Origin of the sequence: Paracoccus luteus, from assembly GCF_004522155.1 — a bacterium.
Taxonomy (GTDB): domain Bacteria; phylum Pseudomonadota; class Alphaproteobacteria; order Rhodobacterales; family Rhodobacteraceae; genus Paracoccus; species Paracoccus luteus.
The window spans coordinates 63,058-82,544 of record NZ_SDEA01000008.1 but is presented as its reverse complement, the minus strand read 5'-3'; the positions used below and the strand labels follow the sequence as shown (position 1 = coordinate 82,544).

Genomic DNA, 19,487 nt, shown 5'->3' with positions numbered 1-19,487 from the left:
CGTCAGGAAACCTTGTGGCGGGCGTTGGACGGGCGATGGACGGTCGGCGGGCGGGGCGGGGCCGGGGTGCCCGCTTGCCGATCGCTTCGCCCCGCACCATAAGTTCCCTGACGCCCTCATTCAATCGCGGCTGGCGCGGCGGGGGGTGTGCCGGACCCGAACCGCAAGGAAAAGCGCATGCAATTCGATCGACTCGTCCCCGAGATGCGGCGTCTGGCGCTGGAGGCCGGTGCCAGGATCATGCAGGTCTATGACGGCCCCGAGTTCGCCGTGCGGGCGAAATCCGACGCATCCCCCGTGACCGAGGCCGACGAGGCCGCCGACGCGCTGATCTCGGCCGGGCTGCGCGCGGCGTTCCCCGGCGTGGCGCTGGTGACCGAGGAACAGGCCGACACCCACGGGCTGAGCCATGACCGCTTTCTGATCGTCGATCCGCTGGACGGCACCAAGGAGTTCGTGCAGCGCCGCGGCGATTTCACCGTCAACATCGCCTATGTCGAAAACGGCGTGCCGCTGCGCGGCGTCGTCTATGCGCCCGCGCGCGGGCGGCTGTTCTATACCACCGCCGACGGCCGCTCGGTCGAGGAAAGGGGGCCGTTCGGCCCCCAGCCCGGCGAGGTTCACCCCATCGGGGTCAACCCCACCCCCGACAACCGCGGCCTGATGGTCGTGGCGTCCAAGTCCCACCGCGACCAGGCCACCGACGACTATATCGCGCAATACAACGTGCGCGACATGACCAGCGCCGGATCGTCGCTGAAGTTCTGCCTTGTCGCCACCGGCGAGGCGGACCTGTATCCCCGCGTCGGCCGCACGATGGAATGGGACACCGCCGCGGGCGACGCCGTGCTGCGCGGCGCGGGGGGCGAGGTTGTGCGATTCGACGACCACACCGCCCTGACCTATGGCAAGGCGGGGTTCGAGAACCCGTTCTTCATCGCCTACGCCCCCGGCGTGCTGCTGCATCCCCAGGGCTGAGGCGGTGTCGGTCGTCATCGTCATCCCGGCGCGGTTCCAATCCTCGCGCTATCCCGGCAAGCCGCTGGTCGAACTGACCGGCGCGGACGGGCAGGCGCGCAGCCTGATCCGGCGCAGCTGGGATGCCGCGATGGCCGTCACCGGCGCCGACCGGGTGATCGTGGCGACCGACGACGCCCGCATCGCCGACCATGCGGCGGGTTTCGGCGCCGAGGTGGCGATGACCTCGACGGCCTGCCGCAACGGGACCGAGCGATGCGCCGAGGTGCTGGCGCAGCTGCCCGCCCGCCCCGAGGTGATCGTGAACCTGCAAGGCGACGCGCCCCTGACCCCCGCCTGGTTCGTCGAGGATCTGGTCGCGGGCCTTGACGCCGCCCCCGGGGCCGAGGTGGCGACGCCCGTCCTGCGCTGTTCGGGCGCCATGCGCGCCGACCTCATGGCCGACCGCGCCGCCGGGCGCGTGGGCGGCACGACGGCGGTGTTCGGGGCCGATCGCGGCGCGCTCTATTTCTCGAAAGAGGTCATCCCCTTCGTCCCCCACGAGGTCGCGCCCGACGACCCCAGCCCGGTGTTCCACCATGTCGGCGTCTATGCCTATCGCCCCGACGCGCTGGCCGCCTATCCGACCTGGCCCGAGGGCGCGCTGGAGCGGCTGGAAGGGCTGGAGCAGCTGCGGTTCCTCGAACAGGCCCGCCGCGTGCTGTGCGTCGAGGTGGACGCCCGCGGCCGCCAGTTCTGGGAGCTGAACAACCCCAGCGACGTGCCCCGGCTGGAATCGATGATGCGGCAGATGGGCATGGCGTGACCGCGCCGGGCGCCCGCCCCGGCGCGCCCGCCGTGTCCGTCATCGTGGTGTCGCGCCACCGGCCCGCAGCCCTGTCGCTGTGCCTGACGGCGCTGTCGCTGCAATCGCACCCGGATTACGAAATCGTCCTTGTCGCCGACCCCGGCAGCATCGGCCAGCGGCCGGACCTGCCGGCGCGCCGTGTGGCGTTCGACGTGCCCAACATCTCGCAGGCCCGCAACCGGGGGCTTGCGGCGGCGCGCGGCGCGGTGGTCGCGTTCGTCGATGACGACGCGGTGGCCGAACCGGGCTGGCTGGCGGCGCTGACCGCGCCCTTTGCCGATCCCCGCGTCATTGCGGCGGCGGGGTTCACGCGCGGGCCGGACGGACTGGGCTGGCAGCTGCGGGCCGAACGCATGACGCGGGACGGGCTGGGCGTGCCGCTGGCGGTCACGGGCGACGCGCCGGTGCTGCTGGCCCCCGATGCCGCCGGTCCGGTCGGGACCATCGGGACGAACTGCGCCTTTCGGGCGGCGGCGCTGGCGGAAATCGGGGGCTTCGATCCGGCGTTCCCCTATCACCTGGACGAAAGCGACGTGAACCTGCGGATGGCGGCCCGCTGGCCGCAGGCGCTGACCGCCGTCGTGCCGCGGGCCGAGGTCGCGCACGGGCTGGCGGCCGATGCGGGCCGCGGGCCGCAGGCGGTGCCGCGCGACCTGACGCAACTCGGCCGGTCGCAGGGGCTGTTCGCCGCGCGCCACGGCGGCACGGCCGATCCGGCAGAAAAAGCGCAACGCGCCCGGCTGATTCGCCACATGGTTGCAGGGCGGCTGGACCCGCTGTCGGTGGGGCCGCTGATGGCAAGCTGGCGGCGCGGTCTGGCCGACGCGGCCCGGCGCGGCGCGCCGCCCTTGCCCCCGCCGCTGTCCGCGCCCCTGCCCGCGCCTTTGGACCTGCGGCTGGACGGTCAGGGCCGCGCAACGCTGCATATGGCGGGCTGGCACTGGCGGGCCGCCGCACTGCGGCGGCAGGCCCGGGACGCGGCGGCGGCGGGACGGATCGTCACGCTGCTGCTGCTGACGCCCACGGTCCTGCCGCATCGCAGCGGGCTGACGCCCGGCGGATGGTGGGAACAGCGGGGCGGGCTGTGGGGGCCGTCCGGCCGTGACGATCCGCCGTTGGTGCGGGGCCGGTTCGCGTGGCGGGCCGCCCGCGAATTCGGCCGGCTGCGGCGGCTGGGCCGCTGACGCCCGCGCCCCCCGCGCAGTCCGGTGGCGGGCGAAAGCCCGGGCGGTGTCAGCGCGCTTGAAGCTGCTGGCCCGCGCGTGGATAATGCAGCCCGCGGCTGGCGGCGTTTCGCGCGGCCAACCCAAGCCGGGCCACCACTCAGTTCGCCCACCACCCAATTCGGAGCGTGTCATGAATCGCAAGGTCACCAAGGCCATCTTCCCAGTCGCTGGCCTGGGGACCAGGTTCCTGCCGGCCACCAAGTCGATCCCGAAAGAGATCATGACCCTCGTGGATCGCCCGCTGATCCAGTATGCCATCGACGAGGCGCGGTCGGCCGGGATCAAGGAGTTCATCTTCGTCACCTCGCGCGGCAAGGGCGCGCTGGAGGATTACTTCGACCACGCGCACGAGCTGGAAAACACCCTGCGCAAGGACGGCAAGACCGACCTGCTGGAACTGCTGCGCCAGACCAACATGGAATCCGGCGCCATCGCCTATATCCGCCAGCACAAGGCGATGGGGCTTGGACACGCCGTCTGGTGCGCCCGCCGCCTTGTCGCGGACGAGCCGTTCGCCGTGCTGCTGACCGACGACGTCATCCAGGGCGAGCCGCCCTGCCTGCAGCAGATGATCGAGGCGCATGCCGAGACCGGCGGCAGCATGGTGGCCACGATGGAAGTGCCGATGGACAAGACCCGGTCCTATGGCGTGCTGGACGTGGCCGAGGACATGGGCGCCATCGTCCGCGTCCGCGGCATGGTCGAAAAGCCCAGGGAGAACCCGCCGTCGAACCTCGCGGTGATCGGCCGCTATATCCTGGCGCCGACGGTGATGGAAAACCTCAACAAGCTGAAACAGGGCGCGGGCGGGGAAATCCAGCTGACCGACGCCATCGCCGACGAGATCGAGGCCGGGCGCGACGTCTATGGCCTGCGCTTCCGCGGCCAGCGGTTCGACTGCGGGTCCAAGGCGGGCTTCCTGCAGGCGACGGTCGCCTTCGGCCTCGCGCGCGAAGAGCTGCGGCCCGAGTTTCTGGATTACCTTCAGGACGTGCTGGCGATGCGGAAGGCCGCCGAGTAATCATGGCCGACCGGATTCTGGTGACGGGCGGCGCGGGCTATATCGGCTCGCACGCCTGCAAGGCGCTGGCGGCGGCGGGCCTTGTCCCCGTCACCTATGACAACCTCTGCACGGGCTGGCGCGATGCGGTCAAGTTCGGCCCGTTCGAACAGGGCGACCTGCTGGACCGGGACCGGCTGGATCAGGTCTTTGCCGAACACCGGCCCGTCGCGGTGATGCATTTCGCCGCCCTCAGCCAGGTCGGCGAGGCGATGGTCCAGCCCGGCAAATACTGGCGCGGCAATGTCTGCGCCAGCCTGACCCTGATCGAGGCGGCGCTGGCCGCCGGCGTGCGCGATTTCGTCTTTTCGTCCACCTGCGCGACCTATGGCGACCATGACGGCGTGGTTCTGGACGAGGCGACGCCCCAGCAGCCGCTGAACAGCTATGGCGCCTCCAAGCGCGCGATCGAGGACATGCTGCGCGACTTCGGGGCGTCGGACGGGCTGCGGTCGGTCATCTTCCGCTATTTCAACGTCGCGGGCGCCGATCCCGACGCGCAGGTGGGCGAGTTCCACCAGCCGGAAACGCATCTGGTCCCGCTGATCCTGGACGCCATCGACGGCAGGCGCCCGGCGCTGACCATCCACGGCAGCGATTACCCGACGCCCGACGGCACCTGCATCCGCGACTATGTCCATGTCATGGACCTTGTGGACGCGCATGTGCTGGGCCTGAACTGGCTGCGCGCGGGCAACGGCCCGCAGGGCGGCGGGACCGAGGTGTTCTGCCTGGGCACCGGCAACGGCTTCTCGGTCCGCGAGGTGATCGACAACGCCCGCCACGTGTCGAACCGCGCCGTCCCGGTCACCGAGGGACCGCGCCGCGGCGGCGATGCCGTCAAGCTGGTGTCGGGCAGCGAAAAGGCCGGGCGCGTGCTGGGCTGGCGGCCCGACCGCTCGACCCTGCCCGCGATGATCGGCGACGCCTGGCGGTGGCACCAGACGGGCGGGTATGGCGGCTGAACCCGTCATCGTCTTGGACGTCACCCGCCTGATCTCGCGCCTGGGGCAGGGGCCGCTGACCGGGATCGACCGGGTCGAGGCGGCGTGGCTGGCGCATCTGCAGGACCGCCCGCACCTGCTGCTGGCGCGCATCCGCCGCCGGCAGATGCTGCTGCCCCCGGCCGCCGGGGCCGCGCTGCTGGGGTGGGCCGGGGGCGGGGCGGTGCCGCCGGCGGGCGCGCTGGACCGGCTGCTGGGTCGGACGGGCCTGCGCGCGCGGGCGGAAACCGCGCTGTCCCGCATGGCGCTGGCGCGGCGCGGCCGCAGCGGGCGCGGGCTGGGGCGCGCCGCGCGGCGGGCGCTTGCCGGGTTGAACATCTCTTGGCCCGAAATATCCCCGCCGGAGGCTCCGGCCGCGCAATCCGGCGCGATCCTCGCCTATCTGAACGTCGGCCACGCCAATCTGTCGGCGGCGCTGTGGGCGAACATGGGGTGGGCGCGGCGCGTCCTGCTGATCCACGACACCATCCCGCTGGACCATCCCGATTACACGCGGCAAGGCCAGTCGCGCGCATTCCTCGACCGCTTTGGCGCGGGGGTGGGCCACGCCGACCTGGTGCTGGCGATCTCGGCCGCGACCCGCGGCGACGTCTTGCGGTGGCGCGACCGGCTGGGCCTGCCCGGCCATGCCCCGGTCGTCGTCGCGCCCATCGGCACCACGCTGGCCGCGCCCGAACCCGGCGCGCTGCCGACGGACCTTGACCTGTCGCGCCCGTTCTTCGTCGCCCTCGGCACCATCGAGCCGCGCAAGAACCATGCGCTGCTGCTGGACGCGTGGGACAGGCTTGGCGCGCAAACCCCGCCTGCGGCGATGCCGCGGCTGTTCATCGTCGGCCGTCGCGGCTGGCGGAACGCGGCGACCTTCGCCCGGCTGGACGCGCTGCCGCAGGGCGGGCCGGTGCGGGAACTGACCGGCCTGTCGGACGGCGCTGTCGCCGCGCTGCTGGACCGCGCGCACGCCCTGCTGATGCCCAGCCATGCCGAAGGCTTCGGCCTGCCGTTGACCGAGGCCGCGGCCCGCGGCCTGCCGGTGATCGCGACGCCCCTGCCGCCGGCGCGCGAAATCCTGGGGGATCGCGCGCGCTGGCTGCCGGCGGACGACCCGCAGGCCTGGGCCGCGGCGGTGGCCGACATGGCCGCCGGGCACAAGCGGCGGTTGCAGCCCCTTGCGGTTCCCACCTGGAACGAGCATTTTGCGCTTGCCTCGCAGGCGATCCGTGCCGTGTCCGCGCGCGCGTGAATGCTGGAAGGGACGTGACCGTGCCGAGGTGGTGGAAGACATATCGACGCAAGCTGCGGCTGAGGGCGCGCCGGCAGTGGTATCTTGGCCGCGCCATCCGGCGCCGCAACCGCCTGACCCCGGTGGCCGACCGCACCGGCGCCATCGGGCGCGACGCGATCCTGGCCTTTGTCACCCAGCGCAACGAAGGCGTGCGGCTGCCATACTTCCTCGACTATTACCGCAGGATGGGCATCGACCATTTCCTGTTCGTGGACAACGACAGCGACGACGGCAGCCGCGAGTTCCTGGCCGCGCAGCCCGACGTGTCGGTGTGGCGCACGGGCGACAGCTACAAGGCGTCGCGCTTCGGCATGGACTGGACGGCGTGGCTGCTGTTCCGGCACGGCAGCGGGCACTGGTGCCTGACCGTCGATCCCGACGAGTTCCTGGTCTATCCGCATTGCGACACGCGCCCGATCCGCGCGCTGACCGACTGGCTGGACAGTTCCGCCGTCAAGTCGTTTCCCGCCATGCTGCTGGACATGTATCCGCGCGGCCCGGTCACCGCCGAACCCTATCAGCGGGGCGGCGATCCGTTCGCCGTCGCGTCGTGGTTCGACCCGGCCAACTATACGATCCGCAAGAACGGCACCTATGGCAATCTGTGGATACAGGGCGGGCCGCGCACGCGCGCGTTCTTTGCCGACCGGCCCGAACAGGCCCCGGCGCTGAACAAGATCCCGCTGGTGCGCTGGGAACGGCCCTATGTCTATGTCAGTTCCACCCACATGCTGCTGCCCCGCTCGCTGAACATGGTCTATGACGAGGACGGGGGCGAACGCGCCTCGGGCATCCTGCTGCACGCCAAGTTCCTGTCCACCTTCGTTGAAAAATCCGCCGAGGAACTGGACCGGGGCCAGCATTACGGCAACAGCCAGGAATACCGCGCCTATCATCAGGGCCTGCAGGACGATCCCGATTTCTGGACCGCCCAGTCGCAGCGGTTCCAGAACTGGCGCCAGCTCGAGGATCTGGGCCTGATCTCGCGCGGGAACTGGGTCTGATGGCGCCGCCCGGCAGCGGCACCGTGCCTGCAGGGGCGACGGGCGGGGCGGCCCCGGTCCCTGTCCCCGTCCGTCTGGGCGTGGTGATGCTGTGCCACGACAATCTTGAACTGGCCGCGCGCATGGCCCGGCTGTGGACGGATGGCGGCGCGCGCATCGCCATCCACATCGACGCCAAGGCCCCGGCCGACGCGACGGCGGCGCTGAAATCCGCGCTGCAGGGGACGGGCGCGCTGTATCCCGCGCGGCGGCCCTGCGAATGGGGCACCTTCAGCCTGGTGCAGGCGACGCTGGACGCCGCGCGGCTGCTGCTGGACAGCCACCCCGACCTGACCCACGTCATCACCGCGTCGGGCGCCTGCCTGCCGCTGCGCCCGATGCCGGAACTGGCCGCGCATCTGGCGCGCCACGCCGGGCGCGACTTTATCGAAAGCGTGACGGCGCGGGACGTGGGCTGGACCGTGGGCGGGTTGAACGAGGAACGCTTTACCCTGCGCTTCCCGTTTTCCTATCGCCGCCAGCGGGGGCTGTTCGACCGCTATGTCGCGCTGCAGCGCCGGCTGGGGCTGGCCCGCGCCATCCCGCAGGGGCTGGTCCCGCATCTGGGGTCGCAATGGTGGTGCCTGACCGCCGCCACGGTGCGCGCGATCCTGAACGACCCGCGGCGCGCGGAATGGGACGCGTATTTCCGCCGCGTGTGGGTGCCCGACGAAAGCTATTTCCAGACGCTGGTGCGCCGCCATTCCATCGACGTGGAAAGCCGGTCGCTGACGCTGGCCAAGTTCGACGCGCAGGGCAAACCCTATGTGTTCTATGACGACCACCTGTCGCTGCTGGCCGGGTCGCGCGCCTTTGTCGCGCGCAAGATCTGGCCGGGGGCGCGGGCGCTCTACGACCATTTCCCGGTGACGGCGGCCGACGGCCAGGCCGATCAGGAACCCGACACCGACCGGATCGAGGCGCTGCTGGACCGGGCCGCCGACCGCCGCCAGCGCGGGCGGCCGGGGCTTTACATGCAAAGCCGCTTTCCCCGCAAGGACGCCGAGAACGGCAAGACCGCGCGCCCCTATGCGGTGATCTATGGCTTTGGCGATTTGTTCCCGGGGCTGGCCGAATGGCTGGCCGCAGGGACCGGCCTGACCATGCACCGCCACCTGCTGGCCCGCGACCAGGTCGAGTTCGCGCAGGACGAACGCATCGGTCCCGGCGCGCTGTCCGACAGCGCGGCGATCCGCGACCTTGACCCGCGCGGGTTCCTGACCTCGCTGATCCGGTCCTCGCCGACCGAGATCGGCTTTCTGTTTTCCCCGCGCGACCGGCAGTCGCTGAACTGGTTCATGGCGACCGATCCGAACGCGCGCATCTATGTCGCGACGGGGGCGTGGATCGCCCCGATGCTGGGATCGGGGATGCCCTTCGACGACATCCGCCGCGCTGCCGCCGTGATGCAGCGGGCCGAGATCGAGTTCCTGTCGGCGCTGGATTCGGTCTGGGTCAAGGCCCGCGTTGCCCGGTTCAACCTGGCCGACACGGTCGCCAAGCCGCAGGTGCCGCTGCGGCTGATGCTGCACGACCTCGCGCCCGAGGGGCCGCACAGCGTCGCGCTGCCCGCGATGCGCAGCGTGACGGGGGTGGTGCCGCTGCTGCGGCGGCTGACCAACGCCGGGCTGCGCCCGCGCCGGATGGGCGACCTGCGGACCCTGCGCGCGGTGACGGTGCATGCGGGGGCCAAGCCGGGCAACGCCAGCGGCGCGGCGGCGGCGCCCGGCGCGGGCAGCGCCCCGGCGGGCGCGCAACGGGCCGGGCCGGCGGCGCCCCCCGCGCCCCCCGGCGCGCCGCAGGTCCGCCACGACCCTGCCGCCCCACTGGCCGCCGGACGCGGCCTGCGCCGTGCCGTCGGCCCGACAAGGGAACGCCCATGACCTTTCGCAGCTTTGTCATCTTCGCCGGCATGCGCACCGGGTCGAACCTGCTTGAGGCGACGATGAACGCCCACGACCTCGCCTGCTTCGGCGAGGCCTATAACCCCTATTTCGTAGGCTGGCCCGATCAGGGCGACCTGTATGGCATGACGCTGGCCGACCGCGACGCCGACCCTTTGCGGCTGTGGCAGCACATGGTCGCGGCCCGCAAGGTCAAGGGGTTCCGGTATTTCCACGACCACGATCCGCGCGTGTTCGATCCCGTGATGGACGATCCGACCTGCGCCAAGATCGTGCTGACCCGCAATCCCGTGGACAGCTGGGTGTCCACGCGGCTGGCCTATGCCACCAACCAGTGGAAGCTGAACCAGTCCGAAACGCCGATCCCCGCCCGCGTCGATTTCGACGCCGCCGATTTCCGCCAGTCGCTGGCCGCGACGCAGGCGTTTCTGGACCGCATCCAGCACGGCCTGCAAAGCCGGGGGCAGACGGCGTTCTGGCTGAACTATGACGATTTGCGCGACGCGGCCGTGATGACCGGCCTGGCGCGCTGGCTGGGCCGCACCGACCTTGAGCGGGTCGAGCCGGCGCAGGACCAGGTGCCCCAGAACCCGCGCGAGATGGCCGACAAGGTCACGAACCTGCCCGAGATGCAGGCCGAACTGGTCGCCGCCGATCCGTTCCAGCTGCACCGCATCCCCGGGTTCGAACCGCGGCGCGGTCCCGCCGTGCCGTCGTTCCAGACGGCGGACGCAGGCGCGGGGCTGCTGTTCATGCCGGTGCGCGGCGGGCCGTCGGCCAGCGTCGGGCGCTGGCTGGCGGGGCTGGGGCCGGTGGCGGGCGACCTGACCCAGAACGGCCTGCGCCAGTGGAAACGCGCCCACCCCGGCCACCGCAGCTTTACCGTGCTGCGCCATCCGCTGCCGCGCGCGTGGGATGCGTTCGGGGCGATGCTGGCCGCCCGCAGCCCCGAGTTGCGCCAGACCCTGCGCGACATCCACCGCGTCCCCCTGCCGCCCGACGACGAACTGGACAGGCTGGACGCCGCGGCGCGCGCGCCCCTGTTCGCGGCGTTCCTCGATTTCCTGCGCCGCAACCTGCTGGGCCAGACGACGCTGGCCACCCATCCCGGCTGGGCCACCCAGTCCGAGGTGCTGGCCGGTTTCGCCCGCTTTGCCGCCCCCGACCTTGTCGCGCGCGAGGATCGGATCGACGGCGATCTGGCCTTTCTTGCCCGCGCCGCCGGGATCGACGCGGCCGGGCCACGGCCCGATCCGCTGCCCGCGGTGCTGGACGACCCCGCCCTGCGCAAGGCGGCCAAGGCCGCCTATCTGCGCGATTATGTCGCCTTCGGCTTTGCCGACCGGCCCTGAGGGCGTTCCCGCCCGACCCTAGCGGGGCGTCCCCGCCCGGCGCGCGCGGCTGATGCCCAGCGAGCGTTCGCGCAGGATGATCGCGACGCCCGCCGCGATGATGACGACCGCGCCCGCCAGCATCCGCGGCGAGGCGCCCTCGTCAAAGACGAACCAGCCGATCGCCAGCGCCATCAGCATCGAGGCATAGTCGAACGGCGCCACCAGCGAGGCGTCCGCGAAACGATAGGACGCGGTCAGCATGATCTGCGCCGCGCCGCCCAGCACGCCGCAGCCGACCAGCAGCGCCGCCGTGCGCGCGTCGGGCAGCACCCAGCCAAAGGGCAGCGTGACCAGCGACAGCACCGTCGCCGTGACGGAAAACCAGAACACCACCGCCGTCGTCGATTCCGTCCGCACCATGCGCGAGATGAAGATCTGCGCCAGCGCCCCGAACGCGGCCCCGATCAGCGTCAGCACCGCGCCCAGCGTCTCGGCCAGCGACACGCCGTCGGCGGCCGCCGACAGGCGCGGCGACAGCACGATCAGCACCCCCGCCAGCCCCAGCCCGACCATGCCCAGCCGAAAGGCGCGGACGGTCTCGCCCAGAAACATCGCCGCAAAGATCACCGTCAGCAGCGGCATGGCATAGCCCAGCGCCGTCGCCTCGGGGAACGGCAGCAGCCCCAGCCCGGCGAATCCGGTGCCCATCGCGATGGACCCCACGATGCCGCGATACGCATGGCTCATCGGGTCGCGCGTCCGCAGGCCGGTCGCCATCTCGCCCCGGAGGGCAAGCCAGGCCAGGATCACGGGAATGGCGAACAGCGACCGGAAGAACACCTGTTCCCCCGCCGGGACGCTGACGGCCGTGGCCTTCAGGATCGCGGCCATGACGGTGAACAGGAACACGCTGCCCAGCTTCAGCAGGACGCCGCGCAAGGGGTTCATGCCAGCCGCGCCACAGCCCAGCGCGCGGCATCGGCGACCGCCGGATCGGGGTCGTCCGCCAGCCCCTGCGCCACGCCACGCAGGGCGGGCAGGCCGCTGTTGCCGATCGCATACAGCACGTTGCGCACCATCCGGTCGCGGCCGATGCGCTTGATCGGGCTGCCCGAAAACCGCGCCCGGAACCCCGCGTCGTCCAGTGCCGCAAGCTCGGCCAGCGGCGGGGCGCGGTGCGGCCCGTGATAGCGCATCTCGGTCGCGGCGACGGCGAACTTGTTCCACGGGCAGGCGGCAAGGCAGTCGTCGCAGCCATAGATGCGGTTGCCCAGCGCGGGGCGCAGCTCGGGGTCGACCGGGCCCCTGTGTTCGATCGTCAGATAGGAAATGCAGCGCCGCGCATCCAGCTGATAGGGCGCGGGAAAGGCCCGCGTGGGGCAGATGTCCAGGCAGGCGGTGCAGTTGCCGCAGTGGCTGGCCTCGGCCGCGTCGGGGGGCAGGGGCAGGGTGGTGAAGATCGCGCCCAGAAAGAACCAGCTGCCGAGGTCGCGCGACAGCAGGTTGGTGTGCTTGCCCTGCCAGCCCAGCCCCGCCGCCTGCGCCAGCGGCTTTTCCATGACCGGGGCGGTGTCCACGAAGACCTTGATCCCGCCCCCGCCCTGTTCGATCAGCCAGCGGCCGACGCGCTTCAGCCGCGACTTGACGATGTCGTGATAGTCCTTGCCCTGCGCATAGACGCTGACCGCGCCGCGGTCGGCGCGCGCCAGATCCTCGCGCGGGTCGTGGGGGGGCGTATAGGCCTCGGCCAGCATCACCACGGACCGCGCCTCGGGCCACAGGGCGGCGGGATCGCCGCGCCAGCCCATGCGCTCGGCCATCCAGCCCATCTGGCCGTGGCGGTCATTGGCCACATACTCGGCCAGCCGCGCCGCCGCCTGCGGGATTGCGTCGGGGGTGGTGACCCGCATGGCGGTAAACCCCTCGGCCAGCGCCTGCGCGTGCAGCGCCTGTTTCAGCGTGGCGGAAATATCCCGGGGATCGTCGTGTAAGACGATGGAGGCAGCGCCCCCGACCCTGCCCCCGGGCGGCGGATCAGAAATCAAGCTGGGCATAATGCGGCGCGGGCGTGATCCCGGGCACCTGATCGGCCAGCAGCGACCGGAAGGCGGGGCGCGATTTCACCGTCGCATACCAGTCGCGCAGCGTGGTCGAACGGTCCCAGTCCACGTCCGAGATGTAATCCAGGCACGACAGATGCGCGGCGGCGGTGAAATCCGCCAGGCTGAGGGTGTTGCCCGCCAGCCATTTGCGGGTTTCCAGCAGCCCGGTCATATAGTCGATGTGGTCCTTGACCGCGCGCAGCCCGGACTTGACCAGCTTGCTGTCGGGGTATCCGGCCTTCATCACCTTTTTCCACACCCGTTCCGACAGCACCGGGCGCGTCACCTCGGCGTTGAACTTGTCGTCGAACCAGACGCACAGGCGGCGCACCTCATAGCGGTCAAGGGCCGAGTTCGGCATCAGCGGCGGGGTCGGCGCGATCTCGTCGAGGTATTCGCAGATCGCCTGGCTTTCGGCCATCAGCCGCCCGTCCATCCGCAGCACCGGGATCTTGCCGGCGGGGTTGCGGCGCTGGACCTCGGACCCCGGTTCCCACCAGCGTTCCTCGACCAGCTCGACCTCGATCCGCTTTTCGGCCAGCACCAGCCGCACCTTGCGGCAGAATGGCGACAGCGGGACGTGGTAAAGCCGGGGGGTCGTGGGGGTATTCATGGAAACTGCCTGCGATGGGTCCGTGCGGTGATACGCAAGCGGGGGGCGGTGTTCAACCGCAGCGCGTGGCGGGGCTGGGGCGCGGGGGGCGCGGTCAGCCGCCCCCGCCCTGAAAGCAGGCCGCCCGGCCGTCGCGGCGGATCGTCTCGGCGCCGTCGGCAATGGCGCGGGCGCGGGCCGAGCGCGGGCGCGGGTCGCGGGTCTTGGGCGCGGGCAGCACGGCGGCCAGCGCCGCCGCCTGGCCCGCCGTCAGCCGGTCGGGGGTCGTGCCGAAATGATGCGCGGCGGCGGCGTGGATGCCGAACACGCCGGGGCCGAACTCGGCCACGTTCAGATAGACCTCGACGATGCGGCGCTTGGACCAGACCGCCTCGATCATGGGAGTATACAGCGTTTCCAGCGCCTTGCGGACCCAGCTGCGTCCCTGCCACAGATAGACGTTCTTGGCGGTCTGCTGGGTCAGGGTGGACGCGCCGCGGTTTTCGCCCCGCGCGATGACGCGGCGGATCTCGGCCATGTCGAACCCCCAGTGGCTGCAGAAATTGGCGTCCTCGGCCGCGACCACCGACCGCAGCATGACCGGGGCGATGTCGTCGGCGCGGGTCCAGCGGCGGGTGGCGTCGTGCGGCCCGGTCGCGCCCGCCTCGGTCATTATCGTCCAGGTGGTGGGCGGGTTCACCATCCAGAACAGCACCACCATCGCCAGCATCAGCGCGGCGAAACGCCACGCCAGCCAGCGCAGCCCCCGCCACGCGCGCCGCAGCAGGGAGCGCCGGCGGCGAGGGGCAGGGCCGCCGTCTGCGGCATGCATCGTTGCGGGCGGCATCATGGCCCCCAGTGTCACGCCCCCGCGCAAGGCGTCAAGGAACGGCGGCGCGCAAGCCGATGCGCGGCACGCGCCTGTGGCGCGGCGGACCCGTCAGGCGCGTGGCGCCGCGGTGGAATGGTGGCCCGGCGCGTCCGAGGCGGTGTCGGGGGCGCTGCCGGTGGTCTGGACGGTCGCCGCCCCGCCGGGTGCCGCCGCGCCGGATGCCGCCCCGCCGGGTGCCGCCCCGCCGGGTGCCGCCCCACCGGATGCCGCCCCGCCGGGTGCCGCCCCACCGGATGCCGCCCCACCGGGTGCCGCCGCGCCGGTTTGCCAGACTGCGCCCCGCATCGTCTCGCGTAGCCGTGCCTCGTCCGCGTCGCTCATCGAGGTCTGGATCACCCGCGCCCCCGACCCGTATTTCTCAAGCCGCGGGAGAAGCTTGTCGGTATTGACCTCGCGCGCCAGGATGAACACCGCGGCGCTGCCTTCGGGCACGGTCTTGCCGATGCTGCGGATGAAATCGTCGTTGATCCCATAGTCGGAATAGCGGCCCGCAACGGCCCCGGACGCCGCGCCGACGGCCGCGCCCAGCAGCGGGTTCAGGAACAGCAGCCCGATCAGCCCACCCCAGAACGTGCCGCCCAGCGCCCCGGCAGAGGCCAGGTTGACCGCCTGGTGCAGCTGGTATTCGCCGGCGGACGGGCGGGTGACGACGACCGCATCCTCAAGCCGGATCAGGTATTCGGCCTGCGCCTTGACAAGATCCTGACGCAGTTCAAAGGCGTCGGCCTGGTTGTCGAACCCGATGACGATCAGCTGTGACATCGCTTTCTCCTGCTGCTGCGGGGTTTCGCACCCCAACTCGCCGGGGGCGGGCCGGGTCCGTCCCGTCGGCGACATTTTCGCCTCAGCACCCCGGCGCACGGGCCGGGCGGGCAACGCGGCCGGAACCGCCCCGCAGCCGACGCGTTCGCCCCCCATACCCGGTCACGCAACCAAAGGAGCGGTCATGGTCGCCCTGTCCACGCCGATACGGCCACGGCCGCTGCATCCGCTGCACGCCATCTGCCTGGGGGCGGCGTTTCCGCTGTTCGCGGGCGCGCTGGCCAGCGATTTCGCCTATCGCGCCACGTATGAGGTCCAGTGGGCCAATTTCTCGTCGTGGCTGATCGCCGGCGGCCTGCTGGTCAGCGCCGGCGCGGTGCTGTGGGCGTTCATCAACCTGTTTCGCCGCCGACCCGGCGGGACGGACCGGCGCGGCCTCTATTTCGCCCTGCTGCTTGTCATGTGGGTGCTGGGCTTCCTGAACGCGCTGGTCCACGCCAAGGACGCGTGGGCGACCATGCCCGAGGGGCTTTATCTGTCGGCGGTCACGACGGCGCTGGCGCTGGCGGCGGCCTGGATCGGCCATGCCGCAGGAAGGATGGAATGATGCGCGCGACCCTCGTGATCGGCTCTGCCCTGCTGTCCGCCGCGCTGACCGGCGGCGCGTCCGCGCAGGATGCGGCCGCGCCCGCGCAGTTCGGCGCGAACCCGGCCCTGCCCGACCCCCAACGGGGCCTGCTGCCCGCCATGACGATCCCGCGGCCGGCGATGTGGGGCGACGCCCGCCCCACCGTCCCCGAGGGATACACCATCGAACCAATCGCCACGGACCTGAAGATCCCGCGCCAGACGCTGATCCTGCCCAACGGCGACATCCTGGTGGCCGAAGGGTCGGGCGGCAACGCCCCCGCGCTGCGGCCCAAGGACATCATCGCGGGCTTTATCAAGAGCCTGGGGAAAAGCAAGGTCGAGGGCGGGAACCGCCTGACCCTGCTGCGCGACGCGGATGGCGACGGAGTCTATGAAACCCAGGGGGTGTTTGCCGACGGCCTGAACGCACCCTATGGCCTTGCGCTGATCGACGGCACGATCTTTGTCGCCAACCAGGACGCGGTGGTGACCTTCGACTATGCCGACGGCCAGACCGAGGCCGCCGGGCCGCCCGAGACGCTGACCCGGCTGCCCGCCGCCATCAACCACCACTGGACCAAGGCGATGACCGCCAGCGCCGACGGGCGGTTCCTGTATGTCGGCATCGGGTCGAACAGCAACATCACCGAACGCGGCATGGCGGCCGAGGAAGACCGCGCGATGGTCTGGCAGATCGACGCGCAGACCGGCGCGCACAGCATCTATGCGACCGGGCTGCGCAATCCCACCGCGCTGGCCATCCAGCCCGGCACGGACCAGTTGTGGGCGGTGGTGAACGAACGCGACGAGATCGGCGACGATCTGGTGCCCGACTATCTCACCTCGGTCCGGCAGGGCGCGTTCTATGGCTGGCCCTACAGCTATTGGGGGCAGACGGTCGATCCGCGCGCGCAGCCGCAAGACCCCGAAAAGGTCGCCTCGGCCATCGCGCCCGACTATGCGCTGGGCTCGCATGTCGCGGCGCTGGGGGTGGCGTTTTCCAGCGAGGCGATGGGGACCGGGTTCGCGGACGGCGTGTTCGTGGGCGAACACGGCAGCTGGAACCGCAGCGAGCCGGTCGGCTACAAGGTGATCTTCGTCCCGTTCCGCGACGGCGCGCCGGCGGGCGACCCGGTCGATTTCGTGTCGGGCTTCCTGCAAGAGGACGGCAACACGCGGGGCCGTCCGGTCGGCGTAACGGTCGATCCGCGCGGCGCGCTGATCGTCGCCGACGATCTGACGAACACGGTCTGGCGCGTCACGCCGGACGCTGGGGCCGCACCGCCGACCGCCGCACCGGCGACGGACGCCGCGCCTGACGCTGCACCCGCCCCGGCGACCCCGGCGACTGACGCCGCGCCTGACGCTGCACCCGCCCCGGCGACCCCGGCGACTGACGCCGCGCCTGACGCTGCACCCGCCCCGGCGACCCCGGCAACCGATGCGGCGCCCGCTGCTGCATCCGCACCCGCGACCCCGGCACCCGATGCCGCACCCGCTGCTGCATCCGCACCCGCAACCCCGGCACCCGATGCCGCACCCGCAGCGACCACCCCCGCGCCCGCGGCGGAACCGGCGGCAGGGGCCACGCCGCCCGCACCGGCCGACTGACCCAGACCCCTCTGCCCCGGAATACAAAAAGGCCCGGAAAGCGTTTGCTTTCCGGGCCTTGTCCGCATGGTGCCCAGGAGAGGACTCGAACCTCCACGCCTTGCGGCACACGGACCTGAACCGTGCGCGTCTACCAATTCCGCCACCTGGGCAGGTTGCGTGAGGCGGGGATTTAGAGAGGTCGGCGGGGGGTGTCAACAGGGCGTCGCAAGAAAATCGCAGGCCCTTGGTCCGTGACCCGGCGGCACGCTGCCGCCGCCCCACCGGATGCGGCGGCGCGGCGTCTTGATGCCGGAAAGGGCGTCGGCTATCAGCGGGGTAGCAGGCATTTCCGGCGCCGTTGCGGCGCCCGACCGGGGGGCAGCGCATGTCGAGACTGGTCACCATCTATGGCGGGTCGGGCTTTCTGGGCCGTCAGATCGCGCGGCTGATGGCGCGCGACGGCTGGCGCGTCCGCGTGGCGTGCCGGCGGCCGAACCTGGCGGGCGTGGTCCGCACCTATGGCAGCGTGGGCCAGGTCGAGCCGGTGCCCTGCAACGTGCGCGACGATCTGTCGGTGACGGCGGCGCTGATGGACGCCGATGCGGTCATCAACTGCGTGGGCATCATGGTCCGGCAGGGGCCGAACAGCTTTGACGCCGTCCATGACGAGGCCGCGGGCCGCATCGCGCGCATCGCCGCGCAGCGGGGCGTCGGGCGCTTCGTCCATGTCTCGGCCATCGGCGCCGACCCCGACAGCGACAGCCGCTATGCCGCATCCAAGGGCCGCGGCGAGGCGGCGGTGCTGGCCCACCGGCCCGACGCCGTGATCCTGCGCCCGTCGGTGATGTTCGGGCCGGACGACAAGTTCTTCAACCGCATCGGCAGCCTGTCGCGGCTGGGTCCGGTCATGCTGGTGCCCGGCGCCAGCGCCGAGATGCAGCCGGTCTATGTCGAGGACGTGGCCTGCGCCGCCCTCAAGGCCGCCAGCGGCCAGGCCGAACCCGGCGTCTATGAGCTGGGCGGCCCCGACGTCATGACGATGCGCCAGATCGCGCGGCTGGTGGCCGACACGACCGGCCGGCGGCGGGCTATCATCGGCATGCCGAACTGGATGGCGGGCATTCTGGGCGGGATGTTCGACGCCGCCCAGTGGACCACCGGCGGGCTGGTCACGAACCGTGTCATCACCCGCGATCAGGCGCGCCTGCTGCGCCGGCCGAATCGGGTCGGGCAGGGCGTGATGGGGTTTGCCGAACTGGGCATCCATCCGGTCGCCGCCGCGGCGGTGGTGCCGGAATATCTTTGGCGGTTCCGCCCGTCCGGGCAATATGACGCCATCAAGGCATCGGCCAAGAACCTGCGCGAACGCTGATGGCGCCAGACACGCTGGTTGCCGCGGCCCTCGGCGTGGTCGAGGGGCTGTCCGAGTTCATCCCCGTCAGCTCGACCGGGCATGTGCTGCTGGCGGGGCATTTCCTGGGCTTTGACAGCCCCGGCCGCGCGTTCGAGGTGCTGATCCAGCTGGGCGCTATCCTTGCCATCCTGTTCGTCTATGCCGGCCGGCTGTGGTCGATCATGGCGGCGGCCCCCCGCGACCCGCGCGCGCGCCGGTTCATCGCGGCGGTGCTGGTCGCGTTCCTGCCCGCGGTCGTCGTGGGCGTGCTGGCCCATGACATCATCAAGCGCGTGCTGTTCGAAACCCCGGTGCTGATCGCGGTCATGCTGATCCTTGGGGGCGTGGTGCTGCTGTTCGCCGACCGGCTGGCGGTCAACCCGCGCTATCACCAGGCCGAGGATTTCCCCCTGCGGATGGCGCTGGGGATCGGCGCGATCCAGTGCCTTGCGATGATCCCCGGCGTGTCGCGATCGGGCGCGACCATCGTGGGGGCGCTGGCGCTGGGCGCGGACAAGCGGTCCGCGGCCGAGTTCAGCTTTTTCCTGTCGATGCCCACGATGCTGGGGGCGTTCACCTATGACCTGCTGAAGAACCGCGACATCCTGGACGCGGCCGCTGCCGGAAACGTGGCGATCGGGTTCGTATGCGCGTTCCTGTCGGCGCTGGTCGTGGTGCGCGGACTGCTGAACTATGTCTCGGTGCATGGTTACGGCGTCTTTGCGTGGTGGCGGATCGGGGTGGGAGGCGTGGCTTTGCTGGCGCTTATGGCGCAAGGGTAAGCGGTGCTGACCTAATGAGCCGCTAGAAATCCCGGCAATTGTTGAGCGATTGAAAATATCTGC

At 71.3% G+C, this 19,487-nt stretch carries 18 protein-coding genes and 1 tRNA gene; 13 read left to right on the top strand and 6 right to left on the bottom strand.

All coding sequences use genetic code 11. From position 1 onward, the window contains the following. Window positions 1-177 precede the first annotated feature (177 nt). The 9 genes from cysQ to EPA64_RS11025 all read left to right on the top strand — a co-directional run bounded on the left by cysQ (window position 178) and on the right by EPA64_RS11025 (window position 10,696). Window positions 178-978, top strand: coding sequence for a 3'(2'),5'-bisphosphate nucleotidase CysQ (gene cysQ / locus EPA64_RS11065; RefSeq protein ID WP_134726415.1), 801 nt, complete (start codon window positions 178-180; stop codon window positions 976-978). A 4-nt stretch (window positions 979-982) separates the two neighbouring features. Beyond that, window positions 983-1,783, top strand: coding sequence for a 3-deoxy-manno-octulosonate cytidylyltransferase (locus EPA64_RS11060; RefSeq protein WP_134726414.1), 801 nt, complete (start codon window positions 983-985; stop codon window positions 1,781-1,783). Continuing rightward, window positions 1,780-3,009: a glycosyltransferase gene (locus EPA64_RS11055; protein ID WP_134726413.1), complete on the top strand. Its 1,230-nt coding sequence runs from the start codon at window positions 1,780-1,782 to the stop codon at window positions 3,007-3,009. Before EPA64_RS11060 ends, EPA64_RS11055 begins: the two co-directional genes overlap by 4 nt. Window positions 3,010-3,181: 172 nt before the next feature. Further along, on the top strand, window positions 3,182-4,072 hold the full coding sequence (locus tag EPA64_RS11050; RefSeq protein ID WP_134726412.1) for a UTP--glucose-1-phosphate uridylyltransferase: 891 nt from the start codon (window positions 3,182-3,184) through the stop codon (window positions 4,070-4,072). 2 nt (window positions 4,073-4,074) lie between these two features. Continuing rightward, window positions 4,075-5,076, top strand: a complete 1,002-nt coding sequence (galE, locus tag EPA64_RS11045; protein WP_134726411.1) for a UDP-glucose 4-epimerase GalE — start codon at window positions 4,075-4,077, stop codon at window positions 5,074-5,076. Next, window positions 5,066-6,355: a glycosyltransferase family 4 protein gene (locus tag EPA64_RS11040; protein ID WP_134726410.1), complete on the top strand. Its 1,290-nt coding sequence runs from the start codon at window positions 5,066-5,068 to the stop codon at window positions 6,353-6,355. Before galE ends, EPA64_RS11040 begins: the two co-directional genes overlap by 11 nt. Beyond that, entirely contained in the window at window positions 6,352-7,401 is a 1,050-nt protein-coding gene (locus EPA64_RS11035; RefSeq protein ID WP_246026722.1) for a glycosyltransferase family 2 protein, read from the top strand. The genes EPA64_RS11040 and EPA64_RS11035 overlap by 4 nt, the downstream gene beginning before the upstream one ends. After that, window positions 7,401-9,323 carry a DUF5927 domain-containing protein gene (locus EPA64_RS11030; protein WP_134726409.1) on the top strand — a complete coding sequence of 641 codons (1,923 nt, stop codon included), beginning with the start codon at window positions 7,401-7,403 and terminating at the stop codon, window positions 9,321-9,323. The genes EPA64_RS11035 and EPA64_RS11030 overlap by 1 nt, the downstream gene beginning before the upstream one ends. Then, window positions 9,320-10,696, top strand: coding sequence for a hypothetical protein (locus EPA64_RS11025; protein ID WP_134726408.1), 1,377 nt, complete (start codon window positions 9,320-9,322; stop codon window positions 10,694-10,696). The genes EPA64_RS11030 and EPA64_RS11025 overlap by 4 nt, the downstream gene beginning before the upstream one ends. Before the next feature lie 18 nt (window positions 10,697-10,714). Here EPA64_RS11025 and EPA64_RS11020 read toward each other — a convergent pair whose 3' ends face one another. From EPA64_RS11020 to EPA64_RS11000, 5 genes are all read right to left on the bottom strand, one after another. Further along, a complete protein-coding gene (locus EPA64_RS11020; RefSeq protein WP_134726407.1) occupies window positions 10,715-11,626 on the bottom strand; it encodes a DMT family transporter in 912 nt (303 codons plus the stop codon). Then, a complete protein-coding gene (gene queG / locus EPA64_RS11015) occupies window positions 11,623-12,648 on the bottom strand; it encodes a tRNA epoxyqueuosine(34) reductase QueG (RefSeq protein WP_425467029.1) in 1,026 nt (341 codons plus the stop codon). The genes EPA64_RS11020 and queG overlap by 4 nt, the downstream gene beginning before the upstream one ends. Before the next feature lie 64 nt (window positions 12,649-12,712). Then, the gene (fzlA, locus tag EPA64_RS11010) at window positions 12,713-13,393 is read right to left on the bottom strand and encodes an FtsZ-binding protein FzlA (protein ID WP_134726405.1); all 681 of its coding nucleotides are present in this window, start codon (window positions 13,391-13,393) and stop codon (window positions 12,713-12,715) included. Between the two features lie 94 nt (window positions 13,394-13,487). Then, on the bottom strand, window positions 13,488-14,219 hold the full coding sequence (mtgA, locus tag EPA64_RS11005; protein ID WP_181953514.1) for a monofunctional biosynthetic peptidoglycan transglycosylase: 732 nt from the start codon (window positions 14,217-14,219) through the stop codon (window positions 13,488-13,490). A gap of 93 nt (window positions 14,220-14,312) precedes the next feature. Next, entirely contained in the window at window positions 14,313-15,026 is a 714-nt protein-coding gene (locus tag EPA64_RS11000; protein ID WP_134726403.1) for a DUF1269 domain-containing protein, read from the bottom strand. Window positions 15,027-15,210: 184 nt separating this feature from the next. Here EPA64_RS11000 and EPA64_RS10995 point away from each other — a divergent pair, with 184 nt between their 5' ends. Both EPA64_RS10995 and EPA64_RS10990 read left to right on the top strand, forming a co-directional pair. After that, a complete protein-coding gene (locus EPA64_RS10995) occupies window positions 15,211-15,633 on the top strand; it encodes a DUF2231 domain-containing protein (protein WP_134726402.1) in 423 nt (140 codons plus the stop codon). Continuing rightward, a complete protein-coding gene (locus tag EPA64_RS10990) occupies window positions 15,633-17,267 on the top strand; it encodes a PQQ-dependent sugar dehydrogenase (RefSeq protein WP_220443746.1) in 1,635 nt (544 codons plus the stop codon). Before EPA64_RS10995 ends, EPA64_RS10990 begins: the two co-directional genes overlap by 1 nt. Before the next feature lie 67 nt (window positions 17,268-17,334). Here the strand turns inward: EPA64_RS10990 and EPA64_RS10985 are convergent. Continuing rightward, window positions 17,335-17,419: transfer RNA gene (locus EPA64_RS10985), tRNA-Leu, on the bottom strand. 215 nt (window positions 17,420-17,634) lie between these two features. Here EPA64_RS10985 and EPA64_RS10980 point away from each other — a divergent pair. Continuing rightward, a complete protein-coding gene (locus EPA64_RS10980) occupies window positions 17,635-18,621 on the top strand; it encodes a complex I NDUFA9 subunit family protein (RefSeq protein WP_134726400.1) in 987 nt (328 codons plus the stop codon). Beyond that, window positions 18,621-19,424: an undecaprenyl-diphosphate phosphatase gene (locus EPA64_RS10975; RefSeq protein WP_134726399.1), complete on the top strand. Its 804-nt coding sequence runs from the start codon at window positions 18,621-18,623 to the stop codon at window positions 19,422-19,424. The genes EPA64_RS10980 and EPA64_RS10975 overlap by 1 nt, the downstream gene beginning before the upstream one ends. The last annotated feature ends 63 nt before the right edge of the window (window positions 19,425-19,487 follow it).